We start from the raw sequence: 20,017 nt of genomic DNA on the forward strand, positions 1-20,017 counted from the left end.
TGCACTCGCTGATGAGGATTTTGATGAGCTAGTAGACACGCTGTTCGATGGTGCCAATCCATGAACGCTGACTCGATAGATCTGGTTGATAGCCTGTCTCTGTTGTCCTTGAAAGTTGCCTCTAACGTTTTCGATCTATCGAGCGGGCAACATCACATCAGTATTCGCGATCAGATGGTGCGTGCGCAATTGGTGGTACGGGACCTAAAGCGTGGCGATCCCAACCTCAATTCACTGTTGATAGTCGGCGCCGGTGTCGCGGGCATCGCCGCTGCCCTGGAAGCTGTCGATCGCGGCGTCGAACATGTGCTCGTCGTTGATGCCGGCTCGGAACCATTCGGGCTTTTCAAGGGCGTGAGCGGACGCTTCGTTGGCCCTTACATGTACGAATGGCCCAGTTCCTTTTCCAACAACCAGTCCTATCCGGGACATAAGGGAACCCGCTGGAGCAACCTCTCATCCTCGCCATTGCGTTGGAACCGGAAAAACCCCATTTCCGCAAACGCGCTTTTCAACAAGCTAACCCGCCTGCTCAAGATCCGTTTGGGCGCCGCGACCGGCGGCACCTTCAAACCTACTATCTGCATCAACGTCAACAAGGGGAAAATTTCCGACTTCGTAAAGAAATTTGCAAACAACGAGTCCGCGCGGACAATCAGCCGGCTTCTAAAACACACGCCTCCGAAGCCGACTGTATTCGGATACTGGAATGACGCCACCTGGCCCAGCCTTGCAGAAGCGGAAGCAACCATTGCGCCGCAATACATACTGTTGGCGGCTGGCATGGGCAAAGAAACGGTAAAACTTGTCGCTAAGGACAGGTTCGGAAATACCTATAACGGCCAGAATTTCTTAGGCACCAACTTCTGGGCAAAAGACTCGCTGATGAGTCCGAACACTCCCAATCTGAGAGTGAGTATTTTTGGCGGAGGAGATGGCGCCTTGCAGGATTCACTCAGAATCCTGACACGCCGACGCCATCCGCTGGAGTTCATCGAGTACTTGCTGGCCGATCCTGCCGTCAAGAAGGCGATTGATTCCGTGACGCCCGACCTGCTTGCAATTGACCGGCAAGGCCGCCAGTTCGGAACCTGGACCCTCAAGAACGCATTTCGCACGGTCGATACCTGCTGTAGGGAGATGTCGTTTCAACTGGCAAGCAAGAAGTTCGTGGCCCAGCGGGTCGCTGCGGGGATTAGCCTCGGGACGGGCACGGTTTCACTGTTCGTACGTGACCCCTATTTTGACAAGGCCTATCTCCTTAATCGCTTCCTGGTCCACCTGATTGTCGAATGCAAGAAAGCCCACCCATCCCTGTGGTCAGGAAGAGTCAATTTCGAGGTCCACTTCAACCATCAGGCAGTGGCATACGCAAAGTCGGGTTCCAGTCACGAAGTGACGATTCTGGCCTCGACGTCCTCGTCCAGTCACACTCACCCATGTGACGTCATTGCGGTCCGTTATGGCATCACGCCGGGCACGGTTCCCGGCGCCCAGATGATTCAGGTCAGCAAGAGCATGTCCAGACAGCGCACCACGCTGGCCAGGGTCGAGCTTCCTTTCGTTGCCGAGAAAGACTAAGGCCTAGAAAGGTACCGGGGAACTCTCGCTGCTACTAACTAGTAGACTCTAAATCTGCGTCCAAATAGTTCATGACCGGCTTTTAAGGCGGGCTCCGTTGGTTCAAGCATCTGGACAGGGGAAGACTATGGCATCGCGCTTTTCATCCTACGGACTGCTGTCAGTTCTGCTTACGGCATCGGCAGTTGTAATGTTGGCCGGGTTGTCAGGTTGTGACGAAGAGTCGAAAGCCGGCAAGTCTGTTCCTGATACAACACTGTCCAAGAGCGCTAAAGACGACCCCCACTGGGTGCACCAATCCTCGCCCCAGGCGAAGGTGGCGGTGGTCTTCGTGCACGGACTGTTCGGTACCACGACTGGCACCTGGACCAACGAGAACGGCGCCAGTTTTCTCGATCTCATCAAGACTGCACCGAATGTCGGCAGCAAGATCGACGTGTTCGCGTTCGGATTCACCTCCAACATGATTGCCGGCGGCTCACTCGACGTGTTTCAAGGGGCCGCGAAGCTGGAGGAATGGCTGAACTACAAACAGGTATGGGAGTACGACACGGTCGTATTCGTGGGTCATAGCATGGGAGGGTTGATAGTGATGCAGGAGCTCATCAACCACCCAGACCGGGTTGGCCAAGTTCCTTTGATGGTGCTTTATGCAACGCCACAGGAAGGGTCACAGGCTTCGGCGCTGGGCAAGATATTCTTACGCAACCCTGCCCTAGCCCAAATGGTGCCGGACGAAGCCAGCCAGTTCCTGATCGGTTTGGACAACGGCTGGGCGCACATGCCGAAACACCCACAAGTCGTCTGCGCTTACGAAACCAAATCGACCTACGGCATACCGATCGTTAAGCAATTCAGCGCCACCCGCTTCTGCGACGGCGCCAGGGTCGCTATTGGCGGCGCCGACCATATGTCCATCGTCAAGCCGGATCGGCAGGAGCATGACTCGGTCGTGAAGCTGGTCAACGCGCTCACACTCGTGCTCGGAACCGACCGCAATCCCAGGGTCGAAATGCCGGATTTTAAGGTGGAGGGCGACAAGCTGGTCTACACCATAAGGGATCCCGACAGCCCGGCGATGGCAAAGCTTATCAACCACAGCGCCCTACCGGTTCGCTACACCCGAGGAATTGCATCGAGCGAAAAACTGATGATCTCTCCCACTGACACCCCGAGGATAATCCAACCTGGACAAGTGGAAGAGCTCAAGTTCGACTTGCTGAGGCGGGGCGAGTGGAAGGACGAGTACAGCTTCACCCTTGGAACAGCTATCATGCCCACACGTACCGTAATCGTGCGTGTGCTCGACCCTAAAGCACAGCAGGCAAGAGCACAGAAGGCCGCGGAAGGTGTGATGTCGGACATCTCTGCTTACCTCAACGCTCCAGAGAATCAGGAGTCTTTCAAGAACCTTTCGTCCGATGAGCAGCAGCAGAAGATTGTCGAAGTCGCGGGAGAGTCATTGGAGACCCGTCTTCCAAGTTCATCGCCTGAGGTGCGCTGGGTTCTGACCGCAGATACGTTGTCCTCCATGGGCTGGCCCACGCTGGCTGCAAGGGCATTGCGTAACGCAGAGCGCGAATCTCCCGCGATCGTCAACACGCAAAGCGTTCAAGTACTGGCCAGCGCCGTTTCGCTGCAATCTGGCGACAAGAATATATTCAAGAACCACCGTACGCCTGATGTCGAAGTACCGCTTGAGTTCAAGAGCCAGGCCCGTTTTACTGCCCCCGACAACGATGCTGCCGTGTGGTCCGAGCTATCGGGCAGTTTGCAAGCCGTTCCTGCGCTAAGGCATTACGGCTTGACATTGGAAGGCGACATTCTGAAGGAGCAGGGCCGCTCAGCTGAAGCGGCCGCAGTCTACGGCCGCGCTACCGGGATTCGGCAAACACCTGAGCTGGACGCCAAGATCAGAGCTGTCAAAGACCTTCAGCCCTAGGCCCGACCCGCGGACCGCCTGTTGGACGTAAATATTTCACACCTAAGAGTAAATATTTCACACATTCGGCAGGTTTCGCCGCAGATTTTTATCTGCGAGCTATCAAGAACGCCTCAATGGCGGCTACCGCTTTAACGATAACCTGCAACTGACTGCTGGAATAGACAACATTCTGGACCGTGCCTACACCGAACATCTGAATCTGGCGGGCAGCGCGGATTTCGGCTATCCAGCAGAACCAATACGCATCAACGAACCTGGCCGCAACGCGTGGATGAAGTTGAATCTCCTCTATTGATTGGACTAGGTGGATACACCAGGCGACCGCCTCGTACTTGATCTGGATCGCGGCCCGGTCGCTTGGTGTGCCCTTGCAGAACATTCGAAATAACAGGCGCGCTACTCTGTGAAAACACCCCGCAACTGCGGAAACTCTGCATTTGTTCCGATCCGCTCTCAGTCCAGCACGATGGATACAACGGTCACAAGGCGTCAAAGTCCAACGCAAACTCTCCGGGACGTACTCTGCCTTGATGGAACCTCACATGTGAAAGCCGTCCAGATGCGCACGCGGTTCTCACTTCTGTGACGAAGTCGGGAGAGGCGGCACAGCCAAAGTAGATGTCGATCAGACAAGCAGGGTCGAAAGATACAAGTCCTACAGCGTCCTTCATGACTCGAAGTTCTTCCTCGTACTTCCAGCATTGCGCTTTGGTAGACAGGTTTCTCTTGATCGTGTCCGCCCGATCACGAAAATAATTCAACTCGACGTACTCGGCCTGATAATCCACCTTCAGTGGAATCGAAAAGAAATCCATATCCTTCGAGATGTCAAAGCCAAGCGCTAGCCCTTCGTGACTCTGGGCATAGTGAGACCACATCAGAATATTGTCGTTGATCTTGGAAAGCGAGAGAATGCCTCTCTTTTTGATGACTCCGTCTCTGGCCCGCACCGAAATATCTCGTATATGAGCAGGATCTCTGTCGAAGAGATCAAGTATGGCAGCCTCTTCCTGTCCACTCAGTCCTTGCGAAGTCACATAATCTTCTACGTCGCCCCGTGTATGCGAGTGGGTCTCAGAAAGTCGGCAATCGAAAGGATCGTTGAAGGTAGTTGGGTCGGCAAACCACATCTCGCAGTTCTTGAATATGTCTATCGTCCGGACGCCAGGACCTCTGAACTTGAATACTTGTTGCGGAAAGAGTCCTTCGGCCAGTCCCAACTTGAGAAGCTCACTTGTACGCGTAGTCAATTCTGTTTCTCTCGGCATGGATGTGCCCAACATTCTGACACGAAGCAGAATAGGAATGCCCAATCAGATAGCTGCACTCGTATCCGGCATTCCAATCAAAAACTATCGCGAAAGCCATTGGTACGTCGACCCAGGTGGACATCGCCCTCTCTCTGTCTAAGCCCAGATCAACGCACGAAGCTAGACGGATCCAGATGTGAATTATTTACGTTGCATCGAACTGAGCGACGTGCATAAGCTTTGCTGCCATCCCGGGGGAGTGGGCAAACTCCGTAACTGGGGAAAGAGCAATGATTTCAGCTATGCGTTGGGTGTGTGCAGGCATCGCACTCCTGCTATCAGGCTGCGCCGGATTCAAGGTCGTCGATGCGCCTGCCAATGAAGATACCGTCCAGGGTATCCGCTACTACGAACCGGCGCCCTTCTTGCTGGTCTATTCCGACGGAAAGGGCAACCTCACCAGCCAGATAATTGTGATGCCAGACATTACACAGAAGCGGGTGATTGACCTGTATGCCTACGCTTCGACCAACAAGAGCACGCTGGATTTCACGGATGGGATGTTGACAAAGTCCGCGGTAGAGATTGATAGCACTGCGGTTCCCTTGGCTCTGATTGACACTATTCAGTCCCTCGGCGTGGCAGCCATCGGCGCCGCTTTCAATGCGCCAGAATCAGGTGTGACGCATATCATTCCTGCTCCTTATCTTTTCAAGATAGTAGTGGACGCAAACGGAACCACGCTTGTAGGAGGACAGGGCGTGGGTCCGGACGGAAAACCGTTGAATCTGAAGATTAGCGTGACGAAAGAAGCGGCTACCGAGGAAGATAAAGCAGAATCTGGCGCGCCCCAGCCCCCAGCAAAACCCGAAGCTGCAGCATCGACCGAGAAGGACGACTGACATGAGATCTGGCGTCCACATTACTTTCGGGATCTGTGCGTTGGTGACGCTGCTGAGCGGTTGCACAACTGTTCTCAGCGGCAGACCCAAGGGCAAGGATCCAACAGGAATTCGCTATTCGTTGCCGGCGCCTCACGTCTTCTTGAATCCACAGCCCGATGGCACTGTCATAGTGGAAGTCAAATATCTGGCCGACCCCACCAACACGTACTCGTTGAATTTGAAGTCTTACCTATCAAAGGCCACTTTCAACGTTTCGCTCAAGGATGGAATGCTGACCCAGGTCTCCCTGAACTCTGACGCCACTGCAGTCCCAGCGGGCGTTGCGACCGCCGCCACTGCACTGCAGAATGCCCGGATAACGGCCGATCAAAACGAAAAGGAAGCCAAGAAGGCAAAGATTGAAGCGGACAAGCAAGTTGCAACGGCTGCCGCCAACGCAGTTCGAGAACAGAAGGAGAAGATTGCCCAGCTTGAAGGCAAGCTCGCCTTCGCGCTTTCCAACGCTGGCACGATGACCCAGGAAGAGGTCCTGAATATCAAGGCTGAGATTAACCACGAGAAGCTCGTACTCACGCAACTAGAAAGCAGATTGGTATCTGCAGGTGGGAGTCCGGCGGCCAACCAGCCCCTCAGTGCATTCATGGACCCAAATGCTACAGACGCAGGCCTTCTTGAAGCCTATGGGCCCGTTCTGTTTCGAGTGTTAACCGACGACACAGGAGCAGGAGTCAAGTTGGTCTCTGTCGAGAACCAGAGGACGTTTGAGACTGCGGCTTCCGCTGCAACGCCACAGACCGCACCTATCCAGGTCAGCCCCGAGAAAATCATCATCAAGACGGGGGACAAGGATAGGAAGATCCGGTTCTCCCTGAGTAGCCCCACGGAAATCACAAGCATCGGCCTTGTGCTGCCCGCTGCTGGCACTGCAAACATCCTTTCAGGCGATCAACTCAAACTCACCCATGATGAAAATAATCCTCTACAACTCGAAGTGTCGCTACCTGACACGCTGCCCAAAGGAATCTATCGTCTCGATGTAACTCTCAAAGTGACGGCTGGTAAGCAGCAGGAAAGCATCGAGATAAGCTGGCTTATCGATTGAGGACCGAATCATGGTTGCCCTCGAGTGCCATATCGGGATGGCCAGCCGCACCATAGAGATACCTGCCGGTTTCAAGGGCACGACGACTTTTCTCAAACGTCATTTCAGCACTGGCTCGAATGGCATCATTAAGCTCACCCCGATAAGCCATGTGGATGAACCGGCGCTGGTGGGAGATGAAGTCAGTGAGGTCGATGCCCTGGACTTGCATCGCGCTGCTGCCAGCCTCACCGGCAACATACCCGGCCAGAGGCCTATTTCTCGCATCGCCTTGGTACTCGCCGACCGCTACCGGTTCAACCGACACGTGTTTGGCATCATGTTCGACCGTGGCAAGCCAACGGAGGACGACCCCAATAAATCACGGCTGATCACCGGAACGCCCCGTGAGGCCTGCGCGGTCTTTCTGGGTGCCATTCAAAAACTCCGCCCCAACCAGGCCGACTATGATCGCGAAGTTGAGTTCACGGCCATCCACGAACTCGGCCATGTGTTCAATCTCGGCCACTACGACGATACCGCCAATTTCATGGCGCGTAGCCGCGTCGCGCAGCCCCACGATGATAGCTACTTCACCTTTCTGGAAGATCAACGCAACTGGTTAGCAGATTGCACGGCCAATCCATTAGTACACCCAGGAGGTTCGATCTTCGATCCAGTATCTGGGCTCAATGAAGCGCAGAGAGAGAACCTTTCCCAGGGCCAGCAACTCTCGCTAAGGATCGGCACAGCCGCCAGTGAGTTTCCTTGCTCAAGCCCAGTCGAACTGGACGTGAGCCTGTTCGTTACTGGATCGGAGTCGACCCGGCACTTCGTTCCAGACCGGCTGGATCCGGGCTACGAGGAGTTTCGTATATGGATCACACACCCAAATGGAGAACGACGATTGTTTCGATCTCCACGACAGTACTGCGCGCTGCCGAGCAGAGTCCAGGTAACCCGGAAACACCCGCGGTGCCGCGATATAAGCATATTCGACAGCGTTACTGGAAGGACGTTTGCAAAGCCAGGCACTTATGAGCTGCAAGCGGAGTTCAGTCTCGGGGCGCGCGGCTGGCTAAGGTCAAATCGCCTGATCGTGCGGGCGCTGGACGACCATCTGTGCTTGGAACCCGGACGCATGAAGCTTCTGCGCGATCATCGGGTCCGCGGCTTTCTGTATCACCGCAGCATGAAGGCCGCGGACCCGATGATCGCGCGGAAGTTGGCAAACCACTTGGAAAAGGTACCAGCAGGAAATGGCGCAAATGAAATTCGTTACGCGCTTGTGCGAGCCGCGACAACGGATATCAAGAATATGACGAAATCAGCCAGGCGATTTGTTAGCGAACAAATTAACCGCATAGAAGATAATGAGAAAGGCCTGGGAAAGCGTCAGATCTTCCACATCAATGAACTTTCGCATCGTTATGCAGAAGCACTTTGAAGTTTTCTTCACGACGCCACTGGTCTTCAGTGCCACGTCGAACACGCACTACTGCCCGCTCGGGATTCGTGGCGTCGCCCTCCCCAGCCCACAGCTTCGTAGTATGCTCAGACCCTCTAGATGAACGCCGCTCCGAGCCTCGCTTGCGCGTCATGATTTACGCATATGTTTTGAGCTCATTGGGGCCAAAGATCGGTACGCCACACCATTTTTCGGCGGACCTATGATGTGACAATGTTCTGCTCGCCATGGCATCCCCAAGGAGTTCTTGAAGGTCGCAAGAACGTGCACCGCCGATTTTGGTTCGCCAACAGCTCTCGCCGCTTTTCTAGTGGCGCCCGACGGATTTGCAAGGGCCGAACAATTTGCCTCCGACAATGTCTACATGACGCCGCATTCATCATTTGATGCAATAAAGCGAAAGACCCCGATGAAAACTTTGCCTTGTCTTGCCCGGACCCCATATCAAGGTCGATCGCCATCCCGAACTTTGCTCATGTCCAGCCACTGACTGGGCTCGTCCCATCCCCAAAGATGACGGTTCATTGCATTGGTTCCCTTCCGCTCGCGGTCGTGAATGGCGGCGTCCAGTTTTCCCCGGTTGAACTCGAAATGGCGCATCTTGGCGCGCCACAAATGGGTGTCATTGGCGTCACGATGTTTGGCGACAAGCTTCGTCAACCAAATCCAGCAGCGGCGATCGACACAGGTGAGAAACACCTTCCACGCGGCGTACGCCGCCTCGCCGGTCGTGGCCGTAAGGTACTGTTCCCACCAATAGTAAGAAAGCGAATGACCCAACTTCCTCGCAACCGCCTCTCTTCGAGTGGACGTCAACGTACCCACTGACCAGCCCTCGGGCCATTCTTCCTCTGCCAATACCGGCAACTCCGCCATTCCTCGGAGCATGGCCCCTCGCTTCAAGCGCCAGGTTGAACCCGAACCCTCATCAGCAGCTATTCTTTCCCCTAGCCAGCTTTCCGCGCCATTGACCAGCGCACAAACCACCAGGTCCAGGTAATCCTTCTCGGTAGTGGTCCGACGGACGCTGAAGAGTTGTTCGCGCACTTCAAGAACGGGGGCGCTTGCCGGCACCTTGAACGGTAAGTGCAATAGCTCATTGATTCCAGCTAACCCCACATGCCTGACCGGCATCTCGGCATTGAGGCGACGCCAGAGAGTTGCGCCTCTTGCCGGATCGACCTCGAGCAGAACCTCACAAATGGCCAGGAATAAACCACTCGCCGCGCTGAGTCTTTTTCTGAAGGAATCCGAAGATCGCTCCATGCCCTCCAGCCATGAGTCGACCTGGGCGGAAGCATGATCTACCAACATTCTGATATTGGCCGGGGGGAAATTGATCGCATAGAGTTTCGCCCCTTTGCCACGTGCGCTCTTGACGTAAGCGGCTCCTTCCTTCTGCATCGTGCGATACTTGTTTGTCTGGTACTCGTCATCAAATGCTCGCGTAATGTCGTTCTCGCCGTCCTCCTTCTCTTCAAACGAGACCCGGCCCAATGAATCAGAAGTGTCAATTGAGAATACGGCCGGCATATCCACTGCCGGCATCTCTGCAAACATCACTGTCTTGTCGATCTCGGCCGCGGCGACTTTGACGTCCAGCGCATCGGCGCCCCGGTCTTTCGCCTCTTGCAGCAGTCTCCACGAAGCAACTATGTTGCGCAGGTCAGAAAGAGGAAGATGCTTGGCTGCCGCCAGCACCGCTAAAGATCCATAGTCCATCTCATGGACCGATTGATCGCCACCGGCACTCCAGCCAGAAGACAACAGCTTCTGACCGAACATCAGAGGAGAACTGTTACCGAGCGCCACAAACGCGACGATCCGAAGACTTTCTTCTCCGATTTCCTGTGAGAAAGGATAAAGCTGATCGAAGGCATAAGCCGACAGTTCAATGGCGTGCGTGGCAAGATAGTCGAGAAGCGCCTCAATAGCGCGGCGGTTTCCCGTGCCCTTCGCTTCAAGAAACTCATCGATCCGAAAAGGCGGCATCGGATCGGTTTCTGCCAGAAGACGATTTGTCAGCCATGCAAGGTCGTCGCAGGCCATCGCATCCAGCTGGTCCTCGGCCCGGAGCGAAGCGATCTCTACGGCAAGTAACTGCATTCTTGCGAAGGGCTCCTGGTCGCCGCCATCGTGCATAGAAAGGCGCGCGCGGCGTGCCGCCTCACCTTCTTCCTTGCCCGCCAACAGCAGATAGTCGGGACCCCTCAATGCACCCCAGTGAAGCGCGCCTCCCGTACGATTCGGCACATCGTGGAGACGCTTCCGAATTGCGCTCGCCAGTGCGCCCGGAGCGAATCGCGCAGCTGCAGTCTCAAAGTCCTCGAAAGTGTGGTCTTCCTGGGACCAGTGGCGGCTCACATCCAACTTGGACACGTCCAACTGGTCCGCAATAGCTCGAACTTCCGACTCGACCGATGCAGGCACTTCAAATCTCGGGTCGGCCAGATAGGGACGAATTCGTTGCGCCTTCCGAAGGATGCTCAATTCGTCGTTCTGTAAGACCAGATCAACGTGTTCGCGCTCCAGCTTGAAAAAGCTGTTGGATGGGTTATCCAGATAATCCTTTTGACGGGAGAACACAGTATCTAGAGGCGGGTTTATGGCGTCCGCTTTCTCCTCGTACTTTTGTTCGCCGGTAAGCCATAACAGGAGAGCCCCAACGCGAGCCGGCAGTTGCGAATGAACCCCGGATTCCGGAGACCTTGCCACCACCGCATCGGCAATATTAGCCAACTCGCTTACCGTAGTTTGGTGACTTATCGAGTCGAAGGTAATGAGCCATTTCAATCCCTGCCAGGATCCGTTGTTGACCAACCCGACTGCAGCGGCGACCGCTGCAGCCTCAAAGACCTTGGTGGCCATACCGAGAGGCTTACCCTGCAGCAGCCGAGGAATCTCGGGGCTCAGATCCGGCTCCCCCGCATACTGAAGCCGCAGCGGTACGCCAAGCACTCGCATCGTTCCCGCCTCGTCGCGACCAATGCGCTCCATAAGACGCTTGGTACGGTGTTCTGCGCTTCCGTCATTCTGTGCTTTTTCAGCAGGTGAAGGACAAGTAACGATCGACACCCATTTTTGTAGCCGATCACACACTTTCTCCCACACCACAAGGTTCGAGCTCGACACCTGTTGCAGCGCCGTATTGGCCCAGTGCCTGGCAGATGCCTGTGCACGAGAGTGGGAGCGTTCGATAGCATCCATCAACGAGATGGGCACCACAGGTGCCAGGGCCACTACGTCTCTTCGATGTACGTCCGAGACATTCTGACTCTGCAAGAGCGCGGTCAGAATACAGCTGGCGATTTCCTGGCTGGGGGCACTCTTGGCGACCAGAATGGCCAGTGACGAGTCCAGAATATTTGCGGCCATCGGGGTCGCCTGGATGGGATCGATCCAGTGGGCGAGACTGGCCGCGATCTTGTCGCTAGGCGATGACTCAAGATGATTGATCAGAGCCAGTCCGAGCGCCAGAGCGATGGTCTCCGATTTAGGCCTGAACTTAAGCGGCTGGTCTGGGACAGGCTCCATCCAGGTGTTGTCGATGATCTCATTCAATCGCTTGTAATTGTTGGCGGAGTTCCTGTGAGGCTGGGAAACGACCTCCGATAGCTCGCTGACTGTAAAAGAGCTCGACGCTATGCCGGTCGCGGAATAGTCCTGCCAAACCTTCTTTGCCAGGTCCTGGAGCCAAGCCTCCCACTCGGCCTCGCTGAATACACGCCCTTCTCTCAAGCCGAGCTCATTGCGACCGTAAGCCCACAGCAACCTACTCACAGTTACGTCGCCATGGGTGGCGACACTCTCGCGAAATTTGACTACGAGCCGGAAAAGCCGTGGCATGCGCGCCAACGGTATGAGCTCCGGAGCGAGATCGGAGCGAACAAGCTTATGCAGGGCGAGCATCTGATCGAGCTCGCCTCCTTCTGAGATGTCATAGGGATCAATTCCTATCCGCGTCGGTACTCGCGACAGCCCGTGGAAGTTATTAAGGCCATTCTCGAGATAGTTCGTCTGGGTAGTCAGGATGACTCGTACCCTGCCTTTGAAGAGGTTGCCCTGCAGGATTTGAAGCAGTCTGATCCACTCGAATTCCGGCTCTTGGTTGAGCCCGTCGATAAGCAGCAGCAGTGCCGGGCCTTCAGCCTCCGGCCGCTCGAGCAGTGCGCGTAACCTCTTGCGCCAGAACTGATCGGAACGATGGGTCGTTAGCCTATGCAGTTCGCGAGCAATGAACTCAAGAACACTCGCGTCGGACAGTCCGCGAAGGTCCGGAAGCGATGAAGAAGGCAGGAGCACGACGATGGGGAGTGAAGGCAAAGCCTGATGCATCCATTGAAAAACGGCCCAGGTCTTGCCAACGCCTTCATTCCCAAACGCCACAGCCGGCCTATCCTGGCGCGATTTCCACCATGCCTCGAACTGGGAAATGATCGCTGTCCGCTCGATCGTCGCCTGGGCCGCCCCTATGGCAACGTTCTGTGCAAACTGGGCTCTTGCTTCGGAGTCGCTAGCCCACATCTTGCAAATCTTAGTGTCGGCGGCATTCTTGAGGGAGTCATAGGCAATGCACCAAGACTGTAGATCGCGGTTCAGTCGTTCGACAGCACTTTTGGCAATATCAGTAAGGCTTTTGGCATGCAATGCGACTTGGCGACCGTAGTGGCTCTCGACGATATCGGGCGCAACTGTGCACAAGGCTGCCAGATCAGGAACTCTGCCGGGAATTGGCGTCCAATCAATGACAAAGATCGGCAGCCCTGTTTTTTCCGCGTGATCGGTAAGTGTGTCTCGTGTTGTTTCGGCCACACTTCGGGTTGAAACAAGAATCCAGGCTTCCAGGTTTGGGTCACGCCTCAGCGCGTCATCCATTTCTCCTTGGAGCTCTCGATCCTTGAGAGGAGTAACATCGGCGTAGCGCTTGGATTCCAGACGCAAGTGACGACCCTGCTGACCTGAAGTACCGGCATCGCCTCCGTGTTGAAAACCGGACCTGGAAACGGCGAACTGGACTTGAAGCAGCCGGCTGAAAAGGTCAGCGGCGAGCCTCTCAAGCTTACCGGAGCTTTCAGCCTGCAGTGCGGCTTGAAGTGATGTCACGGCCTGCACTGTGTTGTCACTCGCCACCATGTAGATTCTTCCAGTTCAATTGTTGTGTCCGCGGCGATTCGATCCGCGCCCTCCGACGTCAGTCGACTGACAGATGCCAATCAGCGCGAAGTACGCACGCAAACAAGAAGCTTGGGATCAGCAAAAGTAACCCGTCATCAAACAAGCTTCAGTGTGTTTCAGTCCCTGCCACACCTACGTCCTCACATTACACCCGAACCATAAGCAAGCCCAACCATAGTGACCACCGGATTATGGCGGGCAAGCAAATCGAGACCGCGGGCATCACTGTGAATTATTTACGGTGGGAGTCGCGTGCTTGAACCCCGATGGGGAGCGAATTCTTAAGTCGTGACCACTGGCCTCGCCTTGTCGTTGCCAAGCCACTACCACGCGGCGGCTAATTGATCCGTGGAGAAGGACCCGGAATGGCCAAAGTTGCTGACGTCATTTTTCAAGACCTGCCAGCAACACACGCATTCTGGCCTGTACGCCACCACTAACGGACTCATGTAGTGCTTGCGGGAAATCCGCAGGCAGTTCGGCTTCGAGCGATGTGAGGGCATCATCGATGCGAGTGGCAACGTCCTCGACAGCGCCCCGGACTAACGAGCGCGAAAGGTCCGCCGCCTCTCCCGTCTGAAAGAAGTGTCTGGTTTGTATTTCGTCGATGCGGTAATGATTGTTGTGGCCGACCGACATGGCGAGCTTCATCTGCTTGCGCTCGATCTGGCGTGCATCAAGGCTCGGTTGAGCGGTCAACACATCGTAGAGTGGCGTCAGCGCGTAGCCCCCACCAGGATGCAGGAAGATGCTGAAGTTTTTGGCGTGTCCGTCCGTCGCGCCAATCAGCCAGAAGACAAGTTGCGCCTGAAACAAGGTGCGTTGATCGTCGGCCGGTGAGTCGGCGCCCATGAGCAGGTTCGCAATCATCGCTAAGCCTGGGCCACCCTCGTTCTGATACTTACGTGATGGCGGCACGGACAATGCCTGACAACAATCCTCCTGCGGTAGGCGGATCAAGCGGTCCCCACTCCAGACCCGGTCGAACCGCGCGATGACCAGCGCCTTAGTCTGGCCAAACGTCATGATCTCGGCGTGATTGACGGGCAGGCCAAGGTGCTTGAGCAACTTGAGGCAATAGAACTCGTTCTCGACGCTATTAGAAAGGTCGATGCCATTGGGCAACTCGCCGATTTGCGTCTTGAACAAATGCGTGGTCGGCGTGGTCCCAAATGGCTTGATCCATTGGCCGTCACTCCGGAGCAGCGCGGTCTTTTCCTGAGCACCCGCAACCGAGATCCTGAAATCGTCGTCTCGGCTTAGGCCCAGAGGCGCTTGCGCCAGTGACTTGAGCAGCCTTTCGATGGCGTCATCGTCGACCTGCTCTCCGGAGATCTTCGTCGTGGCTTCCGGCTCCACGGCGTCACCAGCAATGAATTGCAGGGCACCGACACAGTCCCTGCCAATTTCTGCCAAGAGGCTATAGGCGTCATAACCGGCAGCGCCGACCTTCTCGGCCACCCGCTTTCTTAGGTCCGCTGAGTCCGGCAGGAGGTTCTCGAACACGGCTGTGACGGGCTCGCCCCGCCATGAGTCCTCACGGAGTGGGAGCGACAGTGAGACGGGAAAGGCATTGCTTCGGTCCAACCACTCTCTGTCGTAGCGGAACTCGATCGCGCCGCTAGGCTCCTTGATCAGGTGTCCGACCAGACGATCGTTCTGGTAAACGCGCAGCGGTGGGTGGCGGCGGGCCCTGGCCATTATCCAACTAGGTCCTGGGGGTCCGGACTACGGCTGCGGACGGCGATCCTGAGCTCCAAGTCGAGCGTGGCCAGCACCGCTAGCATGGTGTCCAAACGAGTCGCCGGATTGCCGGTCTCGATCAGCGAGATCGTTTCCTGTCGCAAGCCGACGCGGTCGCCCAGCGCGCTCTGGCTCAGGCCAAGGCGCTTGCGATTTCTGCGAATAGTGGTGCCAATCTGTTTTGGTGTGCGGGCAAGGTCATGCATGGTTGCCTCCTTTCGAGGCACTATGTGCCACTCCCGATAAACCGTCAATATCGTATTTGGCGCATATTCTCAATTTATGTGCTAAATCTAATAAAATAGATTTATCGGTTATGGCTCATACCGCCCTTGCTCAGTAGGACTTAGACGTTCCGGGTCAATCTTCCAGCGAAAGCAACCCGCGATCGACCCCATTAGCCGATTTACCGGAATATTGTATTGTGTATCGCAACAGGCTACAGTCCTAGCCAGTTTATTTGGCCAGGCCTCATGTCAAAGCATTCGGCAAACAACTCCCCCGCTGCTGGCTCTTCCGCCATCCATCCCGGGCAATACATCCGGGAATCCATCCTGGCCCCGAAAAAGTTGTCAGTCCTGGCCGCAGCGAAGCTTGTGGGGGTAGGCCGACCAGCGTTCTCCAACTTTCTTCACGGTCACGTTGCGGCCACGCCGGAGATGGCGTCTCGTATCGAAGTCGCTTTCGGGGTGTCAGCCAGAACCCTGCTCGATATGCAATCTGCATTCGATGCGGCAGAAGCGAAAGCCAAAGCGCCTCCCGCCAACGCCGTTCCCTATGTAGTGCCCTTCCTAGGCATAAAAGGAAACGACTTAGAGACCTGGGTAAACCGTGCAATTACTCCTCGCTCAAGATTTTCGGTTCTGCTTCGTACGCTTGCGAACTCGACGAGCAGGTCCATTACCAAGATAGATTTTCCGGGAAACGATGATGCCGAGAGGCCTGGATGGGACGGCTACATCGAGTCCAAGGAAGCAACCCAATGGCTACCGGAAGGCATCTCTGGTTGGGAATTTGGAACCAATAAGGACATCAACCGCAAAGCGGACGATGATTTCGCAAAAAGCATCAAAGCCGTCAGCAAAGAGGATCGGGGGCAGACCACCTTTGTTTTTGTAACGCCTCGATACTGGGCGGAAAAGAAGGATTGGCTGCAGAAGGCTAAGGCCAAGAAGCAGTGGAAAGACGTTCGCGCCTATGACTCGAGTGACCTGGAACAGTGGCTGGAGCAGTCGCTGGCAGGCCAAACCTGGTTTGCAAACGAAACGCTTCGCCCTTCTGCCGATGTCTGGTCGCTCGATAAATGTTGGGATGACTGGGCCAATGTGACTAATCCGCCCTTGGTCGGTTCGCTATTCCTACCCGCCATCGAGGCCTCCAAACGTACCGTGGCTTCCCGGCTCACAAAAGACCCTGATGGTCCGATTTCGATAGCAGCGGATTCTGTGGAAGAGGGGCTCGCCTTCCTATCACAGATATTTGGGCCCGCCGGCGGCGTCGAGCTCGCAAAGTACCGTGATCGTGTCTTGGTGTTTGACCAGCCTGGCAGCTTGCCGAAACTGGCACAAGGCACCAAGGATTTCATACCTGTTGCGACCAGTCGCCAGGTGGAACGCGAGCTTGCTTCGCTTGCGCGATCAATGCACACCATCGTGATCTATCCACGTAATGCAGCTAACGTGACACCGGACGTTGTGCTCGAACCGCTCAACTACGACGCCTTTCGTTCGGCTCTTGAGGAGATGAAACTCGGGCGGGACGATGTAACGAGGTACATAAACGAATCGGGTCGTTCGCTTACCATCCTGCGGCGGCGGATTGCAAACGTAGCGGCCGTCCGTACGCCAGCATGGGCCGAAGATCCCGATATCGCATCCAGTCTGGTTCCCTTTCTTTTTGCCGGGGCGTGGAGTTCAGCAAACACCGCAGACCAGACCGTGCTGGCCTTGTTGGCGGATGAAAGTTCATACGAAAAGCTGGAGAAGGAATGCCAGCGACTAGTTTCGTTGGACGATCCTCCCCTCTGGTCAGTCGGAACATCCAGAGGCGTGGCCTCCAAGATTGATCTCCTGTTCTCCATTGCGGGATCAATCACAAGGCAGGATCTTCAGCGTTTCTTCTCCGTCGCAAAGCGGGTGCTAGGGGAAGACGACCCCAGCCTGGATCTCCCGGAAGAAGAGCGCTGGGCGGCCGCCATCCACGGCAAGTCCCGCGAGTTCTCCGCGGCCATACGCGATGGTGTTTCTGAAACCTTGGTACTTCTGGCTGTTCACGGGAACCACCTTTTCCAGGATCGACTTGGATTCAATTGCGACGCCGCCGCCTCGCATCTTGTCGAAGATCTGCTCACCCCCCTGAAAACACGCATTCTCGAAGCAAACGACCGGAATCTATCTGCTTACTCTGAGGCGGCGCCCGACAGATTTCTGTCGATCTTGGAAGAGGATCTGAAGACGCCAGAGCCAGAGACTTACGGTTTGTTGAAGCCCGTCGACACGGGGATGTTCGGTGGCTCCAGGCGGTCGGGACTGCTCTGGGCGCTTGAGGGACTGGCATGGAACGTTGAAACGCTACCACGCGTCGCTCTGATTCTCGCCCAACTGGCGGAAATAGACATCAAGGATAACCTGAGCAACAAACCTTTCAGTTCTCTCGATTCCATTGTTTGCTCATGGATGCCGCAGACCACGGCGGATCACGCGACACGTGTGAAGGTTGTTAAGAAGATCGCGGAAAAGCACCCCAAGGTGGCGTGGAGAATATGCGTCTCTCAATTCGATACTTCTAGCAAGATAGGAACTTACAGCCATAAGCCGACATGGAGGAACGATGCTTACGGATCTGGAGAGCCATTCGGTACCTGGGGGCCTGTTTTTGATTTCAAGCGGGAAATGCTCGAGATGGCCATTAACTGGAAGACAGGGCATTCAAAGGAAATGCTTTGCGATCTGATCCACAACTTGCCCGGTATGTCGGATGAGTATCAATCCCAGGTCTGGGGTTTGATCAAGGTCTGGGCAGATGCGGATGCATCAGATGCCGACAAGGCCTTTGTACGCGAGAAAGTGCGGGTGACGGTAATGTCGCGACGTGGTGCAAGGAGATCAAAGGAACAGAACTTCCCCCAGTTGTCGGCAAAGGCGAAAATTACTTACAAGGCTTTGGAGCCTTCCGACCTGCTGAACAAGCACGAATGGCTGTTTCGCCAGCACTGGGTGGAAGAATCGGCAGACGAGCTTCAGGACGATGACCACGATTATCACAAGCGCGAAGCGCGTATCGCCAAACTTCGGACAGAGGCGCTGAAGGAAATACTTGATGCCAAGGGCATTTCCGGAGTCCTGAAACTTGCTGAGATGGGGAAAGCGCCGTCTCTGGTTGGACGATACTTAGGTGCTGAACTGCTATCTACTTCAGCCGTTCCCGCCTTCCTGCTTTCTGCGCTTAGCTCTTCGGTTGAAAGCCTGTCGTGGGCAAGGAAGGAAGTTATCGCGGGCGCACTTCGATCGATTGAGGATGAGGATCGCGTTCGGGCAATTGAGAACATGAAGGGCGAGATTCCAGCTGCTCACCTTGTCCAGCTGCTGCTGCTGACGCCTTTTAGACGAAGTTCTTGGCGATTCGTCGATGATCTGGAAGAGGCGGATCGAAAGGTCTATTGGAAGAATGTGGTGCCGGACTGGAGCCCCGAGGAAGAAACCAACGAGGCAGTGCAACGTCTTCTCGTTGCCGAACGTCCTCGCGCCGCGTTCGCAGCGATCCATATCCATATGGAGATCCTCGCTCCAGAGTTGCTGTACCAGTTGATGGTCGACATGTTGAAGGAAGGACAGGATAGGCCCGGCGAGTATCAGATGGACCAGCACTACCTCGAGCGGGCATTCGTTCTGCTCGACAAGAATCCGGGTCTGACAGTAGAACAGAAGGCCGTTCTTGAACTCGGCTACATTGATGCGCTATCGAGGCCTTGGAGCCAGCGAGAAGGATATGGCATCCCGAACCTGGAAAGGTATGTGGAGCTGCATCCTGAGGTGTTTGTACATGCTGTTGCGTGGGCCTACCGCCGAGACGACGAAGGAAAGGATCCTGAGGAGTTCCAGGTCGCTCCGGACCTCGTCAAGAACTTTGCAAAGCGCGGATACAAACTCCTTGAGGGTCTGAGCCGGGTTCCAGGGCAAGATGATCTGGGAGAGTTGGAGGAAAAAAGACTCGGTGCCTGGGTAAAGGCAGTGAGAGAAGCTTGCTCGCAAATCGCGAGATTGGAAGTGGGCGACATCTGCATCGGCAAACTACTTTCCACTGCGGAGGTAGGAGATGACGGTGTGTGGCCTTGCGTGCCAGTGCGGCAGGTTCTGGAGGACATTCACTCCAGGGCCATAATGCGAGGCGCGCATACAGGCCTCTATAACTCCCGTGGCGCGATTTGGCGCGGAGAAGGTGGCGATCAGGAGCGTGGGCTAGCCGATAAGTATCGTGCGTGGGCAAACGAGCTTCAGTACTCGCATCCCTTTGTCGCATCGGAACTCCTGATGGGGATGGCGAGAACCTACGAAGCAGAGGCCAGTAGGGAAGATACGCAAGCCCGCATTAGGCGGCGCATGCGTTGATCTGTGGCTGCTTGCCGAGATAGCTAGAATGCCTCAGTCTGCAGACGACTTACGCGGATTGCAGGGCTATAACCCTACCTCTTCTGACGTCGTAGACCTGCGCCTTTCTGTCGCACTGATGATTTGCGGTCTGCGCAAGTTTGCCGAGGCTCAGGGAAAATCGCCAGTTCGATTCTTTCGCGCAATAAGGTGGGTAGCGACAATTGTGCCTTGTCGCTAGCAAGCCAAGTTCTGCAACATTGGGCGGCTATTTGACTCTGAG

The 20,017-nt window shown here is 55.5% G+C and carries 10 protein-coding genes and 1 pseudogene; 7 read left to right on the forward strand and 4 right to left on the reverse strand.

What is annotated here, in order from left to right; genetic code table 11:
- Positions 1-60: 60 nt before the first annotated feature.
- The 3 genes and pseudogenes from J2W94_RS08015 to J2W94_RS18165 form a co-directional block, all read left to right on the forward strand.
- The gene (locus tag J2W94_RS08015) at positions 61-1,581 is read left to right on the forward strand and encodes an NAD(P)-binding protein (RefSeq protein WP_310091975.1); all 1,521 of its coding nucleotides are present in this window, start codon (positions 61-63) and stop codon (positions 1,579-1,581) included.
- 190 nt (positions 1,582-1,771) lie between these two features.
- Positions 1,772-3,523, forward strand: coding sequence for an esterase/lipase family protein (locus J2W94_RS08020; RefSeq protein WP_310091978.1), 1,752 nt, complete (start codon positions 1,772-1,774; stop codon positions 3,521-3,523).
- 112 nt (positions 3,524-3,635) lie between these two features.
- Positions 3,636-3,821 (forward strand): annotated as a pseudogene (locus J2W94_RS18165) (hypothetical protein); the annotation flags it as partial.
- A gap of 184 nt (positions 3,822-4,005) precedes the next feature.
- On the opposite strand, the gene J2W94_RS08030 reads toward J2W94_RS18165, so the two are convergent.
- Positions 4,006-4,656, reverse strand: a complete 651-nt coding sequence (locus J2W94_RS08030; protein WP_310091980.1) for a DUF2971 domain-containing protein — start codon at positions 4,654-4,656, stop codon at positions 4,006-4,008.
- 410 nt (positions 4,657-5,066) lie between these two features.
- Between J2W94_RS08030 and J2W94_RS08035 the strand changes: the two genes are divergently transcribed.
- The 3 genes from J2W94_RS08035 to J2W94_RS08045 are packed head-to-tail and all read left to right on the forward strand — an operon-like array spanning position 5,067 to position 8,209.
- A complete protein-coding gene (locus J2W94_RS08035) occupies positions 5,067-5,678 on the forward strand; it encodes a hypothetical protein (RefSeq protein WP_310091983.1) in 612 nt (203 codons plus the stop codon).
- A gap of 1 nt (position 5,679) precedes the next feature.
- Positions 5,680-6,783: a hypothetical protein gene (locus J2W94_RS08040; protein ID WP_310091985.1), complete on the forward strand. Its 1,104-nt coding sequence runs from the start codon at positions 5,680-5,682 to the stop codon at positions 6,781-6,783.
- A 10-nt stretch (positions 6,784-6,793) separates the two neighbouring features.
- On the forward strand, positions 6,794-8,209 hold the full coding sequence (locus J2W94_RS08045; protein WP_310091988.1) for a hypothetical protein: 1,416 nt from the start codon (positions 6,794-6,796) through the stop codon (positions 8,207-8,209).
- A gap of 465 nt (positions 8,210-8,674) precedes the next feature.
- On the opposite strand, the gene J2W94_RS08050 is transcribed toward J2W94_RS08045, so the two are convergent.
- The 3 genes from J2W94_RS08050 to J2W94_RS08060 all read right to left on the reverse strand — a co-directional run bounded on the left by J2W94_RS08050 (position 8,675) and on the right by J2W94_RS08060 (position 15,354).
- Positions 8,675-13,363: a hypothetical protein gene (locus J2W94_RS08050; protein ID WP_310091990.1), complete on the reverse strand. Its 4,689-nt coding sequence runs from the start codon at positions 13,361-13,363 to the stop codon at positions 8,675-8,677.
- Positions 13,364-13,789: 426 nt separating this feature from the next.
- Complete coding sequence (locus J2W94_RS08055) at positions 13,790-15,106, reverse strand: type II toxin-antitoxin system HipA family toxin (RefSeq protein WP_310091992.1); 1,317 nt, start codon at positions 15,104-15,106, stop codon at positions 13,790-13,792.
- Positions 15,106-15,354 carry a helix-turn-helix transcriptional regulator gene (locus J2W94_RS08060; protein WP_310091993.1) on the reverse strand — a complete coding sequence of 83 codons (249 nt, stop codon included), beginning with the start codon at positions 15,352-15,354 and terminating at the stop codon, positions 15,106-15,108. Before J2W94_RS08060 ends, J2W94_RS08055 begins: the two co-directional genes overlap by 1 nt.
- A 267-nt stretch (positions 15,355-15,621) precedes the next feature.
- On the opposite strand from J2W94_RS08060, the gene J2W94_RS08065 reads away from it, so the two are divergent.
- A complete protein-coding gene (locus J2W94_RS08065) occupies positions 15,622-19,755 on the forward strand; it encodes a HigA family addiction module antitoxin (protein WP_310091995.1) in 4,134 nt (1,377 codons plus the stop codon).
- The last annotated feature ends 262 nt before the right edge of the window (positions 19,756-20,017 follow it).

Source organism: Pseudoxanthomonas sacheonensis, assembly GCF_031455975.1.
GTDB classification, from domain to species: domain Bacteria; phylum Pseudomonadota; class Gammaproteobacteria; order Xanthomonadales; family Xanthomonadaceae; genus Pseudoxanthomonas_A; species Pseudoxanthomonas_A sacheonensis_A.